This is a genomic window from Streptomyces sp. NPDC002676, from assembly GCF_053592455.1.
In genome coordinates this window covers 598,420-612,827 of record NZ_JBSFVT010000002.1, presented here as the reverse complement: position 1 = coordinate 612,827, position 14,408 = coordinate 598,420, and the positions used below count along the sequence as shown (strand labels likewise).

The 14,408-nt window shown below is 72.6% G+C and carries 13 protein-coding genes; 6 read left to right on the top strand and 7 right to left on the bottom strand.

Features of this window, described 5'->3' with window-relative positions:
- Nucleotides 1-14: 14 nt before the first annotated feature.
- From ACWD3E_RS09875 to ACWD3E_RS09865, 3 genes are read right to left on the bottom strand one after another with little or no spacing between them, the layout of a single operon-like run.
- A complete protein-coding gene (locus tag ACWD3E_RS09875) occupies nt 15-668 on the bottom strand; it encodes a LutC/YkgG family protein (RefSeq protein WP_451387022.1) in 654 nt (217 codons plus the stop codon).
- Nucleotides 665-2,167 carry a LutB/LldF family L-lactate oxidation iron-sulfur protein gene (locus tag ACWD3E_RS09870; RefSeq protein ID WP_451387021.1) on the bottom strand — a complete coding sequence of 501 codons (1,503 nt, stop codon included), beginning with the start codon at nt 2,165-2,167 and terminating at the stop codon, nt 665-667. The genes ACWD3E_RS09875 and ACWD3E_RS09870 overlap by 4 nt, the downstream gene beginning before the upstream one ends.
- On the bottom strand, nt 2,164-2,919 hold the full coding sequence (locus tag ACWD3E_RS09865; protein WP_451387020.1) for a (Fe-S)-binding protein: 756 nt from the start codon (nt 2,917-2,919) through the stop codon (nt 2,164-2,166). Before ACWD3E_RS09865 ends, ACWD3E_RS09870 begins: the two co-directional genes overlap by 4 nt.
- A gap of 150 nt (nt 2,920-3,069) precedes the next feature.
- Between ACWD3E_RS09865 and ACWD3E_RS09860 the strand changes: the two genes are divergently transcribed.
- Both ACWD3E_RS09860 and ACWD3E_RS09855 read left to right on the top strand, forming a co-directional pair.
- Nucleotides 3,070-4,371: an alpha/beta fold hydrolase gene (locus ACWD3E_RS09860; protein WP_451387019.1), complete on the top strand. Its 1,302-nt coding sequence runs from the start codon at nt 3,070-3,072 to the stop codon at nt 4,369-4,371.
- 85 nt (nt 4,372-4,456) lie between these two features.
- Nucleotides 4,457-5,200 carry a PIG-L deacetylase family protein gene (locus tag ACWD3E_RS09855; RefSeq protein ID WP_451387018.1) on the top strand — a complete coding sequence of 248 codons (744 nt, stop codon included), beginning with the start codon at nt 4,457-4,459 and terminating at the stop codon, nt 5,198-5,200.
- Here ACWD3E_RS09855 and ACWD3E_RS09850 read toward each other — a convergent pair.
- The gene (locus ACWD3E_RS09850; RefSeq protein ID WP_451387017.1) at nt 5,190-6,656 is read right to left on the bottom strand and encodes a cytochrome P450; all 1,467 of its coding nucleotides are present in this window, start codon (nt 6,654-6,656) and stop codon (nt 5,190-5,192) included. The genes ACWD3E_RS09855 and ACWD3E_RS09850 overlap by 11 nt on opposite strands.
- A gap of 119 nt (nt 6,657-6,775) precedes the next feature.
- Here ACWD3E_RS09850 and ACWD3E_RS09845 point away from each other — a divergent pair, with 119 nt between their 5' ends.
- Together ACWD3E_RS09845 and ACWD3E_RS09840 are read left to right on the top strand one after the other, a co-directional pair.
- Nucleotides 6,776-7,381, top strand: a complete 606-nt coding sequence (locus ACWD3E_RS09845; protein WP_451387016.1) for a TetR/AcrR family transcriptional regulator — start codon at nt 6,776-6,778, stop codon at nt 7,379-7,381.
- 106 nt (nt 7,382-7,487) lie between these two features.
- Nucleotides 7,488-8,237 carry a DUF2470 domain-containing protein gene (locus ACWD3E_RS09840; RefSeq protein ID WP_451387130.1) on the top strand — a complete coding sequence of 250 codons (750 nt, stop codon included), beginning with the start codon at nt 7,488-7,490 and terminating at the stop codon, nt 8,235-8,237.
- A 34-nt stretch (nt 8,238-8,271) separates the two neighbouring features.
- Here the strand turns inward: ACWD3E_RS09840 and ACWD3E_RS09835 are convergent, their stop codons facing one another.
- On the bottom strand, nt 8,272-9,480 hold the full coding sequence (locus tag ACWD3E_RS09835; RefSeq protein WP_451387015.1) for a lactonase family protein: 1,209 nt from the start codon (nt 9,478-9,480) through the stop codon (nt 8,272-8,274).
- Nucleotides 9,481-9,535: 55 nt separating this feature from the next.
- Nucleotides 9,536-10,789, bottom strand: a complete 1,254-nt coding sequence (locus tag ACWD3E_RS09830; protein ID WP_451387014.1) for an FUSC family protein — start codon at nt 10,787-10,789, stop codon at nt 9,536-9,538.
- 148 nt (nt 10,790-10,937) lie between these two features.
- Here ACWD3E_RS09830 and ACWD3E_RS09825 point away from each other — a divergent pair, with 148 nt between their 5' ends.
- Nucleotides 10,938-12,320 (top strand): erythromycin esterase family protein, encoded by a 1,383-nt coding sequence (locus ACWD3E_RS09825; protein WP_451387013.1) that lies wholly within the window; start codon nt 10,938-10,940, stop codon nt 12,318-12,320.
- Between the two features lie 23 nt (nt 12,321-12,343).
- Here ACWD3E_RS09825 and ACWD3E_RS09820 read toward each other — a convergent pair whose 3' ends face one another.
- Complete coding sequence (locus ACWD3E_RS09820) at nt 12,344-12,838, bottom strand: FBP domain-containing protein (RefSeq protein WP_451387012.1); 495 nt, start codon at nt 12,836-12,838, stop codon at nt 12,344-12,346.
- A 173-nt stretch (nt 12,839-13,011) separates the two neighbouring features.
- Here ACWD3E_RS09820 and ACWD3E_RS09815 point away from each other — a divergent pair, with 173 nt between their 5' ends.
- Nucleotides 13,012-14,304, top strand: coding sequence for an ROK family protein (locus ACWD3E_RS09815; RefSeq protein WP_451387011.1), 1,293 nt, complete (start codon nt 13,012-13,014; stop codon nt 14,302-14,304).
- Nucleotides 14,305-14,408: the final 104 nt, after the last annotated feature.

The window sequence follows — 14,408 nt, the reverse complement described above, 5'->3', positions numbered from 1 at the left end:
CGTCACCCGCGCGCTCAGTCGCCCGAGCCGCTGACCAGCACCACCTCCAGGGTGCGGGGGCCGTGCACGCCCTCCACGCGGTCCAGCTCGATGTCGCTGGTGGCCGACGGGCCGGAGATCCAGGTCAGCGGGCGCGTGGGGGAGAGGCGTTCGAGGGCCTGCGGGACCGAGGAGACGACCTGGCCGGGCACCCGCACCACGCAGATGTGATGGTCGGGCACCAGACTGATCCGGCGCCGCCCCTGGTCCGGGCCGCCGTCCAGCACGATCGTGCCGGTCTCGGCGATCGCCACCGCGCAGCCCGTGACCACGCTGTCCACCCGGTCCAGCTCACCGGCCGTGCTCTCGGCCCGGTCGGCGACCCGTACGACCTCCGCCCGCGCGAGCCAGTCCTCCGCGAGCCCCGGCGGGACCAGCGCCGAGCCCGACTGCCGGTCGGCGAGCAACCGGCCGATCAGGGACGGCAGTTCACCCTCCGTGCAGCGGTGTACGAGTGCCCGGTAGTCCGCCAGGTTCTCGGCCAGCAGCTCCACCGTCTCCTCGGCCGTGCGCTCCCCGTGCTCGCGCAGATAGTCCCGCGGCACCGCCTCCTCGTACGGCCGCTCGTCCGGCTGTACGTCCGCGAGGGCGCGCCGCACCCGCCCCAGGATCCGCTCCCTGCTGCTCACTTCGCCTCGTCCTTTCCGCCGCGCGTGCGCTGCCACCAGTCGCGGAACGGCTCCGCCGGCACCGCCGGCAGGTCCCGGGCGCCGCTCCACGCCCGGCCGGGACCCGGCAGGGTGCGAGGGTGCAGCCGGCGGGTGCGGGAGGCCAGCCGCTGGCCCGCGCGGAGGGCACCCGGATGCGCGAACGCCCAGCGCGCCGCCCGCATGGCCGCCCGCTCGGCCGCGTGCCCCTTGGCCGGCTTCAGGACGACCTTGTTGCCGTGCCGGACGGCCGGTCCCCCCTCCACGACCCGTTCCCGCAGATGCACCAGCACCTCGGGGATGTCGATGGCGACCGGACACACCTCGTAGCAGGCCCCGCACAGGGAGGAGGCGAACGGCAGGGAGGCGTCGATCTCGCTTGCGGTGCCCCGGAGTTGGGGGCTGAGGATGGCGCCGATCGGGCCCGGGTAGACCGAGCCGTAGGCGTGCCCGCCCGCCCGCTCGTACACCGGGCACACGTTCAGGCAGGCCGAGCAGCGGATGCAGCGCAGCGCCTGCCGGCCGACCTGGTCGGCGAGGGTGTCGGTGCGGCCGTTGTCCAGCAGCACGAGATGGAAGGTCTGCGGGCCGTCCTCGTCCGTGGTGCCGGTCCACATGCTGGTGTAGGGGTTCATGCGCTCGGCGGTCGAGGAGCGGGGCAGGGTCTGGAGGAAGACCTCCAGGTCCCGCCAGGTCGGTACGACCTTCTCGATGCCGACGACCGAGATCAGCGTCTTGGGCAGGGTCAGGCACATCCGGCCGTTGCCCTCGGACTCCACGACGACCAGGGTGCCGGTCTCGGCGACCATGAAGTTGGCGCCGGAGATGCCGACTTCGGCCCGCAGGAACTTCTCCCGCAGATGCAGCCGGGCCGCCTCGGCGAGTTCGGCAGGGCTGTCGGTCAGGCCCTCGGGGGCCGGGCGGCCCCACGCGCCCATCTCGGTGCGGAAGATGTCACGGATCTCGCCCCGGTTGCGGTGGATGGCCGGGACCAGGATGTGCGAGGGCCGGTCCCTGCCCAACTGCACGATCAGCTCGGCGAGATCGGTCTCGTAGGCGCGGATTCCCTCGGCGAGCAGGGCCTCGTTGAGCCCGATCTCCTGCGTGGCCATCGACTTGACTTTGACGACCTCCGACTCACCGGTCTCCTTGACCAGTCGGGCGACGATCCGGTTGGCCTCGTCGGCGTCCGCCGCCCAGTGGACGGTACCCCCTGCCGCGGAGACCGCCTCTTCCAACTGCTCCAGATACCTGTCGAGATGGCGCAGGGTGTGGTCCTTGATGCGCCGGCCCGCCTCCCGCAGCCCGTCCCAGTCGGCCAGCTCACCCACCGCCTTGGCCCGCTTGGCGCGGATGGTGTGCGTGGCGTGGCGCAGATTGCCGCGCAGGGTGGGGTTGTTGACGGCATCGTGCGCGGCCTGCGGGAAGGCCGGCTGGGTGGGTGGGGGAAACACAGGCATCCCGACGAACGTTCCGCTCATACCGCCGCTTCCTCCTCCGTGGTCGCCAGGATCTCCGCGAGGTGCACCGGCCGCATGCCCGTTCGCAGCCGGCTCATCGTGCCGCCGATGTGCATCAGGCAGGAGTTGTCGGCCGCGCACAGCACCTCGGCGCCGGTCGCCTCGGCGTTGCGCACCTTGTCGACGCCCATCGCCGCCGAGACCTCGGAGTTCTTCAGCGCGAAGGTGCCGCCGAACCCGCAGCACTCCTCGGCCCCCGGCAGCTCGACCAGCTCAAGACCCTTGACGGCCTGAAGCAGCCGGCGCGGCCGGTCGCCGAGGCCCAGGCTGCGCAGGCCGTGGCAGGTGGGGTGATAGGTGACGGTGTGCGGGTAGTACGCGCCCACGTCCGTCACGCCGAGCACGTCGACCAGGAACTCGGTCAGCTCGTACGTCTTCGGCACCACCGGGGCCAGGGTCCGGGCGAGCGAGTCCCCGCGTCCCTCGGCGCGGGCCCGCTCGCCGAGGCGCGGATACAGCTCCCGCACCATCGCCGCGCACGAACCGGACGGGGTCACGATCGCCTCGTACTCCCCGAAGACCTCGGAGAAGTGCCGGGCCATCGGTTCCGTCTCGTGCCGGTAGCCGGTGTTGTAGTGCGCCTGCCCGCAGCACGTCTGGGCCATCGGGAAGTCGACCTCGACGCCCAGCCTGGTCAGCAGTTTCACCACGGCACGGCCGGTGTCCGGATAGAGCGTGTCGTTGACACAGGTCAGGAACAGAGCGACACGCATCGCGGCTCCTCGGGGTCGGCCATCGGACGGGTGCTGGGGGCACCTCCTACGGGCGTTCAGGGTAGTGGGGGAGCACGGGGACGGCTCGGCCGGCGGCCGGGCCATGTGCTGAACTGGGACTCGTCCGTCCCATCCGTCCCGGGAGCCCCGTTGAGCCTCAGCTACCGCCAGCCCGGCGTCGTCCTCACCGACCGCCACTTCACCGTGCCCCTCGACCACACCGACCCGGGCGGCGAGACCATCGAGCTGTACGCCCGCGAGGTGGTCGCGAGCGACAAGGCCGGGCAGAACCTGCCCTGGCTGCTGTACCTCCAGGGCGGTCCGGGCTTCGGGGCGAACCGTTTCGTCGGACGGCAGGCCTGGCTCGACCGTGCCCTGAAGGACTACCGCGTCCTGCTGCTCGACCAGCGCGGCACTGGCCGTTCCACACCCGCCACCCGGCAGACGCTCCCGCTGCGCGGCGGCCCCGCCGAACAGGCCGACTATCTGGCCCGGTTCCGCGCCGACTCGATCGTCCGCGACTGCGAGGCCATTCGCCCCGAGGTCACCGGCGGCGCGCCCTGGACCGTGCTCGGCCAGAGCTTCGGCGGCTTCTGCACGGTGTCGTACCTCTCCCACGCCCCCGAGGGCCTCGACACCGCGATCGTCACCGGCGGGCTGCCCTCCCTGGACGCCCACGCCGACGACGTCTACCGGGCCGCCTACCCGCGCATCGAGCGTAAGGTCACCGCGCACTACGCCCGCTACCCACAGGACGTCGGGCGGGCCCGCCGTATCGCCGACCACCTCCTCACCCACGACGTCGTCCTGCCCAACGGTCACCGCCTCACTGTCGAGGCCTTCCAGTCCCTCGGCCTGATCCTCGGCACGAGCGACGGCAGCCACCGGCTGCACTACCTGCTGGAGGACGCCTTCGTCCGCACGCCGGGCGGCGCGCAGCTGTCCGACGCCTTCCAAGAGCAGGCGCAGGCCCTGCTGTCGTACGCGGGCCACCCGCTGTACGCCCTCGTCCACGAGGCGATCTACGGCCAGGACGACCGCCCCACCGCCTGGGCCGCCGAGCGCGTCCGCGCCGAGTTCCCGCAGTTCGACGCCGCCAAGGCACTGGCCGGTGACGCCCCGGTGCTCTTCACCGGCGAGACGATCCACCCTTGGATGTTCGACACCGACCCGGCCCTGCGCCCGCTGCGCGAGACGGCCGAACTGCTCGCGGCCCGTACCGACTGGGCTCCCCTGTACGACACCGAGCGGCTCGCCGCCAACGAGGTCCCGGTCGTCGCGGCCGTCTACCACGACGACATGTACGTCGACACCGCCCACGCCCTGGAGACCGCGCGCGCCATCCGGGGCCTGCGCACCTGGGTCACGGACGAGTTCGAGCACGACGGGCTGCGTGTGGGGGCGCCCCGTGTGCTGGACCGGCTGCTGGCGCTCGCCCGCGACGAGGCGTGAGCCACGACGTACGGCGCCTGCGGCAACAGGAGTTGCTCTGACAAAAGGAGTTGCGCCAGGGGCGCGGCGGCATAGTCTGCGCCCCATGACCGACTCCAAGATCACCCAGCTCCAGCCCCTGCCCGACGACTGGCAGCGCGCCCTCGCCGTGGTCGCGCACCCCGACGACCTGGAGTACGGGTGCGCGTCGGCCGTCGCCGCCTGGACCGACGCCGGCCGCGAGGTCGCCTATGTGCTGGCGACCCGCGGCGAGGCCGGCATCGACACCCTCGACCCGGCCACCTGCGGCGAGTTGCGCGAGCGCGAGCAGCGGGCGAGCGCGGCCGTCGTCGGCGTGGACACCGTGGAGTTCCTGGACCACCGGGACGGGATGATCGAGTACGGTCTCGGGCTGCGCCGTGACATCGCCGCCGCGATCCGCCGCCACCGCCCCGAACTCGTCATCACCCTCAACCACCGCGACACCTGGGGCGGCGTCGCCTGGAACACCCCCGACCATGTCGCCGTCGGCCGCGCCACTCTGGACGCGGCGGCCGACGCCGGCAACCGCTGGATCTTCCCGGAACTCGCCGAGCAGGGGCTGGAGCCGTGGAACGGCGTCCGCTGGGTCGCCGTCGCGGGTTCCACGCAGCCGACCCATGCGGTGGACGCCACGGCCGGACTGGAGCGGGCGGTGCGCTCCCTGCTCGAACACCGCACCTACATCCAGGCGTTGACCGACGAGGACCCGCAGACGTACGCCCGTGACTTCCTGACCGCCAACACGAACGCCAACGCGGAACGCTTCGGCGGCACACCGGCCGTGGCCTTCGAGGTGTTCAGCCGATAGCGCCGATCTGCGCGGGGGCGGGGCGCCGCTCCAGGCCGAGCCGCAGCCCCTCCGGCATCACCGTCAGGCGTTCGGTGACCCGGAGCCGGTAGTCCGGGTCGGCCCGCAGCTCGTAGCGGCGTAGCAGCAGGCCGAGGACCAGGGTCGCCTCGTGCAGCGCGAACTGGCGGCCGATGCAGGCCCGCGCGCCGGTCCCGAACGGCTTGAAGGTGTGCGCGGGACGGGACCGTACGGCCTTGGCGTCGAACCGGTCCGGGTCGAACTGCTCGGCGTCCTCGCCCCATACCTCGGGGTCGCGGTGCAGCAGCGGCAGCAGCACCAGCGCCCACGCGCCGCGCCGCATCGGGTGGTCCCCGGCGAGCACCGTGTCCTGCAGGGCCTCCCGGGCGTAGGCGGGCGCGGTCGGCCACAGCCGCAGCGACTCGTCCAGCACCCGGCGGACGTAGCGCAGCTTGGCGACCTGGTCGTAGCCGGGCTGCGGGGTGTCGCCCCAGACGCGGTCCACCTCGGCGCGGGCCTTCGCGGCGATCTCCGGGTGCCGGGCCAGGTAGTACAGGGCGAAGGAGAGCGCGCCCGAGGTGGTCTCGTGGCCCGCCACCAGGAACGTGATGACCTGCTTGCGGACGTTCTCGGCCGACAGCCGCTCCCCGGTCTCGGGGTGGGCCGTCTCCAGCATGCGGTCCAGCAGGTCCCCGTCCCCGCTGCCGGAGAGGCGCCGGGCCGCCACGACCCCGTCGACCGTGTCGTTCAGGAAGGCGATGTCGGCATCGTTGCGCCGGGAGCGGTCGCGCAGCAGCAGCGGCGCCAGCGGCCGGGGCACGCTGTTCAGGCGCTGGGCGTAGGTGAGCGTGCCCACCATCGCCTTCACGAAGGGGTGCGGCCGGTCGCGCTCGAAGGAGCCGAAGTCGTGCCCGAACCCGGTGCGCGCGATCGTCTCCAGCGTCAGCTTGGTCATGTCGCCGGGCACGTCCACCGTGCGGCCGGCCGCCAGCTCCCGGTCCCAGTGGCCGGTGAGCCGCTCGGCGACGTCCAGCATCATCCCGTGGTAGCCCTCCATGGCCTCCCGGCTGAAACCGGGCGCCAGGACGTCGTGCGCAAGCTGCCAGTTCGGCTCGTGGTTGTACGCCGTGAACAGGCCGTCCCCGGCGAGCGGACGCAGGTTGGCGACCCCGAGGCCCACATGCTTGGCGAACCGGGACTCGTCGGCGAAATCGGCGACCAGGCGGGAGCCCCACACGAACACGAACTCGTTGCCGAAGGCGCGGCGCCGGAAGATCGGGCCCAGTTCGCGGCCGAAGCGCATGGAGTCCTGCACGGGCCGGCGCCGGTCGACGCCGAGGACATCGCCGAGCAGGGGAAGCCGGCGCGGCGGATGCGGGATGCGGTCCAGCTCGGGCCAGCCCTGCTCGGCACCCCGGAACCCCTTCGGCAGCCCGGTCTCCCTCGTCTCCGCCATGGCGTGATCTCCCTTGATCCAGCGGGGCGTTGTCCTTGCGCGCACGCGTGTTGTACGTGGGTTCAATAAGGCTTCCAGTGTGGTCCGCTTGTTGAACCGGCGTCAAGTAAAGTGGCGGCATGCCCGCGAACCAGGGGGAGCGTGCCCGGCGCAGACTCAGCACCGAGGAGCGCCGCGAACAGTTGCTGTCCGTCGGGGCCAGACTGTTCTCGGAGAGCCCGTACGACGACGTGTGGATCGAGCAGGTCGCCGAGATCGCGGGAGTCTCGCGGGGGCTGCTCTATCACTACTTCCCGACCAAGCGGGACTTCTTCGCGGCGGTGGTGGAGCGCGAGAGCGAGCGGATGCTGCGCATGACGGCGGCGGTGCCCGGAGTGCCGGTGCGCGAGCAGCTCACCGCGGGGCTCGACACCTACCTCGGCTATGTCCAGGCCCACGCCCATGGCTTCCGTGCCTTCCACCGTGCCGACGCGGCCGGGGACCAGGCCGTTCGGCGCGTCTACCAGCATGCGCTGGCCGCGCAGGAACGGCAGATCCTCGCCGCGCTCGCCGCCGACCCGGAGTTCGGGCCCGTCTTCGAGCGCAGCCCCGAGGTCGGCCTGGCCGTGCGCGGCTGGCTCGCGTTCACCACGGCCGTCTGCCTGGAGTGGCTGCGCGACGGCTCGCTGACCCGGGAGCAGGTCCGGGACCTGTGCGCACGGGCGCTGCTCGGTGTCATCGGATAGCTCCCCCGATCGGGTGGGTCATGGTTGGCGCCTGCCCCGAACTCCGATAAGTTAGGCAAGGCTTACCTAAGGAGGTCCGGGGATGGGTGACGGCGTGGGTGACGGGATGGGTGACACGCAAGGCTGGGTGGCCGGGCCCGGCGCGGCGGAACGGGCGCGTTCGGTGCTGGCCGCCGCCTGGTCCTGCGCGGTGACCGCGGACGGCGCCCGCGAGGAGTACGTCGCCGTGCACTCCGTCACCGAGGACGGCGGGGTGCGGCTGGCGGTGCCCGACGACGGTGCCGACAGCACGCTGCTCACGGCAGCCCTGTGCGCCCCGCGCGGGACGCCGTCGGCCGTGCTGGAGTTCGCCGACGTGGCCCCCGTCCCGGTGCGGTCCCGGATCCGGGCGCGGCTCTGGCTCGTCGGCTGGTTCGCCCCGGCCGACGGCCACCTGTACTTCAGGCCCACCCGGGTGGTGCTGCGGCAGCCCTCCGGCCCCGTCCTCGTCGACCTCGACGAGTTCGCCACCGCCCGGCCCGACCCGCTGACTGATGCCGAAGCCCGGCTGCTGACCCATCTCGCCGATGCCCACCCGGACGCCGTCGAACGGCTCACCCGGCTCGTCAGCCCTCAGAGCCTGCACGGCGCGACCCGCGTCCAGCCCCTCGCCGTGGACCGGCACGGACTGACCCTGCGCATCGAACGCACCCGCGCCCACGGCGACGTACGGCTGCCCTTCCACGCGCCCGCCGACGACGTCGCACAGCTCACCGAGCGCATGCACGTCCTGCTGTCGCAGGCGAGCACCGCCGCCTGTGCCCGGGCGCCAGGGGGTGTCTTCTGGATCAGGTCGGCCGGTAGCAACGGTGCCTGATCGGGCGACGCCGGCAAGATCCAGAAGGCACCCCCTAGAACGGCAGCGCGCAGACGGCGACGGGTGAGGCGAACGGCTGGCCCGCCAGGCTCAGTTCACCGTTCTCCGCGTCCACGTGGAAGACGCTGACGGTGCTCGACCGCTGGTTCGCGGTGAACAGCAGCCGCCCGTCCGGCGAGAAGGCGAGCTGCCGCGGCCAGTCTCCGGCCACCGGCACCGTGCCGAGCAGCCGCAGCCTCGCTCCGTCCGCCTCGACGGCGTACCGGGCCAGGGTGTTGGCGCCGCGGTTGGCCAGGAAGGCGTAGCCGCCGTTCGCCGTCACCAGAGGCTGCGACGGGTAGTTCTTCACGCCGCCCGACCCCGTCGGCTGCGGCTCCCCGATGGTCAGGCGGCCGGAGTCCGGGTCGTAGCCGCAGACCGCGACGGTGTCGTCCTGCTCGTCGGCGAGGTACGCGTACCGGCCGCCCGGATGGAAGGCCAGATGGCGCGGGCCCGCGCCCGGCCGCGTGTGCGCCTGGGCCACGTCCGTGAGCGTGCCCTTCTCGGGGTCGAGGCTGTACGCGTAGACGGTGTCGGTCCCGAGGTCGACGGCGAGCACGTGACCGCCGTCCGGGCTGGTGATGAACTGATGGGCGTGCGGGCTCTGTTGACCCGGACCGGGCGCCGGAGCCTGGTGGATCACCCGGTCGGTACGCTCCCCGAGGGCGCCCGAGGCGTCGATCGGGTGCACGGTGACGCTGCCCGACCGGTAGTCGGCGCTCAGCAGCCAGCGCCCGCTGGGATGCACCGACAGATGGCAGGTCCCGGCGCCGCCCGTGCTCCGGGTGCCGAGGATCCGCCGGTCCGCGAGGCGCACGGCGGTCACCGCCCCGTCCTGGCGTTCGTTCGTCGCGTAGAGCGTGCGGCCGTCCGGGTGGAGGGCGAGGTACGAGGGGTCGGGGACGCCCGTGAGCGTTCCCGAGCCGGTGATCCGGCCCGTCACCGGGTCGTACGAGGCCAGTCCGATGCCGGTGCCGCCGCCCTCGACGGAGGTGTAGGTGCCCAGGTACAGCGGACGGGATGTGGGCGGCTCAGGGGGCGCTTCGGTGGCCGTCCGCTCCTTGGGTGCGGGTGCGGGTGCGGGTGCGGGTGCGGGTGCGGGTGCGCCTTGCGCCGGTGGTGCCGCGGGCGACGGGACCGCCGCCACGGCCGCCGCGCCCGCCACGGCCCCCACGAAGCGGCGCCTGCTCCAGCCTCGCCTCACCGCTCGCCCCTCCTCGTCCACTACGCACCCAACCTCTTCACCAGGAACGTCCGCTTCACCAGGAACGTCCGCCGAGCCCGGCACGGTTCCGCCACAGGCGGTCCTGCACCCCGAGCCGCTCCCGCAACCGGGACATCCCCGGCAGCTTCGCCCGCTGCGCCCGGGACACGCGGTCCAGCTCCTCCAACAGGCGGCGGGTGCGGTGCTCGGTGTTGAGTTCGTCGATGATCCGGTTCACCTCGGTCAGCACGGCGCCCATCAGCTGCCAGTTCTCCCCGCCCTTGCGGACCTCCTCCTCCAGCAGCTGGGCGAGCCGGTCCCGGGTGCCGGCCGCCGTGTGCAGCTCGGCCGTCAGCCGCGCCTCCGCCGACTCGGCGTTCTCGCTCAGGTGCGTGGTCACAAGCACCGCGAAGCTGACCACGGCGTCGCCGATCTCCGACAGCAGCTGCTCCACCGTCGCCCCGATCCGGGGCGGGAACAGCTCCACCGAGCCGCGGGCCTTCGCCAGGTCCGTGAACGAGCGGGCCAGCACCCGCAGCACCACCGTGCAGATCTCCAGCGTGTCCAGGCCGGTGCGCAGCACCACCCGGTGCAGCAGTCCCTCCTTGACGCGCGGATTGAGCCGCAGACTGTCCTCGGCCTGCCGCAGGGACGCGTCCACCTGGACGATGTCGTGGTCCAGCCGGCGTGCCTCGTGCAGCCGCTCGGCCGCCCGCTGCCAGGGGATGCCGCCCGCGGCCTCCTCACCCATGCGCAGCATCAGCCGGCGCACCCGGCGTGCCAGGTCCTCGATCGACCGGCCGGCCTCGTCCACCCACACCGGGGGCGGCAGCAGCAGGTTGCAGGCCATCCCGACGACCGCGCCGATCAGCGTCTCCACGATCCGCGCCCAGGCCGTGAACCCGACCGTCGTCACCCCGAGCACCAGCATGGCGCTGATCGCCACCTCGGCCACGTACTCGTCGACGCGTACCAGGTGCCCCACAGCCAGCGAGGCCACGATCAGCAGCGCCAGACTCCACCAGGTCAGCCCCACCAGCAGGCTGAAGGCGATGGCGACCAGGACACCGGCCACCACCGAGTTCACCCGGCGGATGCCGTTGGTGAGCGTGGCGTAGAAGGTGACCTGGACGACCAGCAGGGCGGTCAGGGGAGCGGTCAGCGGGGCCGGCTCGGGGCTCAGCCGGAGCGCGATGACGTAGGCGATCGTCGCCGCCGCGGCGGACCGCAGCGTCTGGACGACCACCGGCTCCCGGCGGCGCCGCACCAGGCGCTTGAGTTCCGCGGTCCACTTCCGTACCTCGAGCATCCCTTCGCGTGTTCCCGTTCCTGGGGCACGTCGAACGTGGCCGCCCCCACCTGGGGACAACCCCCGAAGGCCCCGGGGGCTGCCCGCAGTACCGGGACGGTGGCCGGCCGGATGGTTCCCGCGCGGGCCCGGAACGGAGCCTGGGATCATGACTCGGCATCGGATCGGACCCGTAAGGACCCTGCTCGTCACGGCCACCGCCGCCTTCAGCGGCCTGGTCGCCACTGTCGCGGCGGTACCGCCGCAGACCGCCGCCGCGGCCACCTCCGGCACGCTCGCCACCACCCACGACCAGGTCGTGACCGCCCTGGACCGGGCCGCCCACCGGCTGCGCACCGTCGAACCCGGCGGCGCCGACGGCGACCTGCGTGCCCTGGACGGGATGCTCGGCGGAGCCAAGGTGGTGGGCCTCGGCGAGGCCACGCACAGCTCGCACGACTTCTTCGCCCTCAAGGACCGCGTGTTCCGCCATCTGGTCGAGAAGCAGGGCTTCCGCACCTTCGCCCTGGAGGCCCCCTGGAGCACCGGACAGCGCCTCGACGCCTACGTGGTGCACGGCACCGGCGACCCGCGGAAGATCATGCGGGACGAGTTCCAGCGGGACTACCTGTGGTGGGACAACACCGACTATCTGCGGCTCGTGGAGTGGATGCGCGCGTACAACATCCGCCACCCGGACGACCCCGTCCGCTTCATGGGCGACGACCTCGCCTGGAGCGGCCCCGAACTCTACGACGCGGTGTCCGGCTATGTGGCCCGCACCCACCCCGAGGTGCGGGAACGCCTGGAGACCCTCTACCGGGGGCTGCGGCCCACCGTGCCGACGGGGGAGTACATCGAGCGGTACATGAACACGCCGTACGCCGAGCGCAAGGAGATGGCCGAGCGGACCGGGCGTGCGCTGGGCCTGGTCCAGGGGCTGGGGCCGGGCGCCGACCGGACGGCGTACGAGCAGGCCGTACGGGACGCCACCGTCGTGGACCAGACGGCCCGGCAGTACGCCTTCGACTTCGGCGACCCGGCGCAGCTCGCCGCGGGCATGCGCTACCGCGACGAGACGATGGCCGCGAACGTGGTGTGGTGGCAGCAGCACACCGGCACGAAGGTGCTGCTGTCCGCGCACGACGCGCACGTCGCCTACGCGACCCAGGACCCCGTCCACTACCCCAGGATGCAGGGCGCGTTCCTGCGCGACCGGCTCGGCAGCGGCTATGTGAGCGTGGGGACGACCTTCGACCGCGGCTCGTTCAACGCCACCGGTCCGGACGACACCGTCGTCCACCGCTGGACGCTGGGCCCGGCGGGCCCGGGCAGCAACGAGGCCACGCTGGACCGGGTGCGCTACGACGACTACCTGGTGGACCTGCGCTCCGTGGCCGCGCCGGCGCGGTCCTGGCTGGAGCAGGCCCGGCCCACGCGCAGCATCGGCACCATCTACCCCGTCGCCCCCTGGGACATCGCTCTCGCGTCCGGGCACGACGTGCTGATCCACCTGCACAGCGTCGAGGCGGCACAGCTGCGCGACCGGTAAGCGGGACCGGGAGGCTCCCGCCCTCAGACGTACAACTTGTCGAGGAAGGCGGACAGATTGCCCGACAGACGGGCGATCTGTTCCTCCAGCGTCAGGCTCTCCTCGAACCGCGTCCCGGACTCGGGTACCTTCTTCCCGCGCACGTACAGCGAACACGCCAGGTCCGTGCACATGTACAGGCCGACCGAGTTGCCCTCGCGGCCCGCCGGGCCCGCCTTGCGCGCAGTCATCAGCGACACCCCGCCGCCGGGGTGGACCGTCAGGCACAGCGAGCACATGCTGCGGTGCAGGAACCCGCGCTGCGAGGCGGGGAAGCGCAGCGCGACCCCCACCGGCTCGCCCGCCCGCTCGGCGACCAGATAGCTGCGGTCGGGCGCCCCCGGATCACGCCAGCCGAGAAAGTCGAGGTCGTCCCACGGGCGTTCGCCGAGGTCGCGCGGGACCGTCAGCCGCTTGGCCTCGCCCTTGGAGCAGTTGACGAAAGAATTGCGGAGGTCCTGTTCGGCGAGCGGTCTCATGGGGGAGTCCTTCGGATGCGATCGGGGAACCTAGGGGGTCTAGGTTCCCGGCTAGCGTAGATAGCCAAGGGTAGAACGGGCGAATGGTTTTCCGGCATGCGGTGGTCCGCTTAGCTCACAGTTTGAAATAAGGGTTGGTGTAAAGTGAGCCGGACAGGTTCGAAGGGGGCCACATGGCGGGGCGGAACGGGCGCACGGTACGCGACCTCAGACGGGGCAACCGCACGGCCGTACTGCAACGGCTGTACTTCGACGGCCCGTTGAGCCGCTTCGAGCTGGGCCCGGCGACCGGACTGAGCTCCGGCTCGGTCAGCAACGTGGTCGCGGACCTCGTGGCCGACGGCCTGGTGGAGGAGGCCGGCAGCGTCGACTCCGACGGCGGCCGTCCCCGCACCCTGCTGCGCGTCGCCCCGCGCAGCGGGCAGATGATCGGTGTCGACGTCGGCGAAACCCGGGTCCGAGTCGAGCTGTTCGACCTGGCCCTCACCGAACTCGCCCGCATCGAACGCCCGTTGGCACCGCAGGGCTACGACGCCGAGGTCATCGCCGGTCACATCCGTGACGGCATCGCCGAGGTCCTCGCGGCCGAGGAGGCCTCGCCCGAGCGGCTGCTCGGCGTCGGTGTCGGCGTCCCCGGCATCGTCGAACACTCGGCGGACCGGGGCGCGGTGGTGCACGGGCAGACCATCGGCTGGGACGCCGTACCCCTGGAGCAGCTGCTCCGCTCCACCTCCCAACTCCCCGACACCGTCCCGTACTTCATCGACAACGGCGCCAAGACCCTGGGCCAGGCCGAGATGTGGTTCGGCGCGGGACGCGGCGCCCGCAACGCGGTGGTCGTGCTCTTCGGCTCCGGCGTCGGCGCCTGCCTGGTCACCCCGGAGGTGGAGCACGGGCGGGCCGTCGAGTGGGGCCATCTGACGGTACGGGTCCGCGGGCGCCGCTGCCGCTGTGGCGCCCCGGGCTGCCTGGAGGCCTACGCGGGCGCCGAGTCGCTGCTCGCCCGCTGGCGCGAGGCGGGCGGACGGCCGCCCGAGAACACCGACGAGGAGACCGCGCTCACCGCCATGCTCGCCGCCGCCTACCCGGCCGACGGCGGCGACCCCGACCCGGTCGCGCTGGCCGTGCTGGAGGAGACCGCCGAGTACCTGGGTGCCGGGCTGTCCGACCTGATCAACCTCTTCCAGCCCGAGCGGATCCTGATCGGCGGCTGGGCCGGCCTCCAGCTGGGCACCCGGTTCCTGCCCGCCGTACGCCGCCACGCGACGACGTACGCCCTGCGCCACCCCGCCGACAAGGTCACCATCGACCTCGGCCGGCTCGGCCCCGACGCGGTCACCGTCGGCGCCGCGATCCTGCCCCTCGCCGACTTCTTCGCCCGCGGGGGCCGCCGCGTCGAACCGGCCACCGAGGACCGGCTGCCGCCCTGGCGGGCGGCCCTGGAGGAGCGCGCGCCTCGGGCATGACCTGACAGGTAATCGACCCGCGTACGGGATCAGGGAACCATCGAGGTCGTCGGGCACGAAGCCCGTACCGCCGGATCGGCCGGAGACCGGCCGAAGACCCCGAG

Bases quoted from the DNA above. Each gene is read 5' to 3' on its own strand.
- ACWD3E_RS09850 (WP_451387017.1), bottom strand. From the start codon at position 6,656: ATGGCGGAGACGAGGGAGACCGGGCTGCCGAAGGGGTTCCGGGGTGCC.
- ACWD3E_RS09825 (WP_451387013.1), top strand. From the start codon at position 10,938: ATGACTCGGCATCGGATCGGACCCGTAAGGACCCTGCTCGTCACGGCC.
- ACWD3E_RS09845 (WP_451387016.1), top strand. From the start codon at position 6,776: ATGCCCGCGAACCAGGGGGAGCGTGCCCGGCGCAGACTCAGCACCGAG.
- ACWD3E_RS09830 (WP_451387014.1), bottom strand. From the start codon at position 10,789: ATGCTCGAGGTACGGAAGTGGACCGCGGAACTCAAGCGCCTGGTGCGG.
- ACWD3E_RS09870 (WP_451387021.1), bottom strand. From the start codon at position 2,167: ATGAGCGGAACGTTCGTCGGGATGCCTGTGTTTCCCCCACCCACCCAG.
- ACWD3E_RS09820 (WP_451387012.1), bottom strand. From the start codon at position 12,838: ATGAGACCGCTCGCCGAACAGGACCTCCGCAATTCTTTCGTCAACTGC.
- ACWD3E_RS09865 (WP_451387020.1), bottom strand. From the start codon at position 2,919: ATGCGTGTCGCTCTGTTCCTGACCTGTGTCAACGACACGCTCTATCCG.
- ACWD3E_RS09815 (WP_451387011.1), top strand. From the start codon at position 13,012: ATGGCGGGGCGGAACGGGCGCACGGTACGCGACCTCAGACGGGGCAAC.
- ACWD3E_RS09855 (WP_451387018.1), top strand. From the start codon at position 4,457: ATGACCGACTCCAAGATCACCCAGCTCCAGCCCCTGCCCGACGACTGG.
- ACWD3E_RS09840 (WP_451387130.1), top strand. From the start codon at position 7,488: ATGGGTGACACGCAAGGCTGGGTGGCCGGGCCCGGCGCGGCGGAACGG.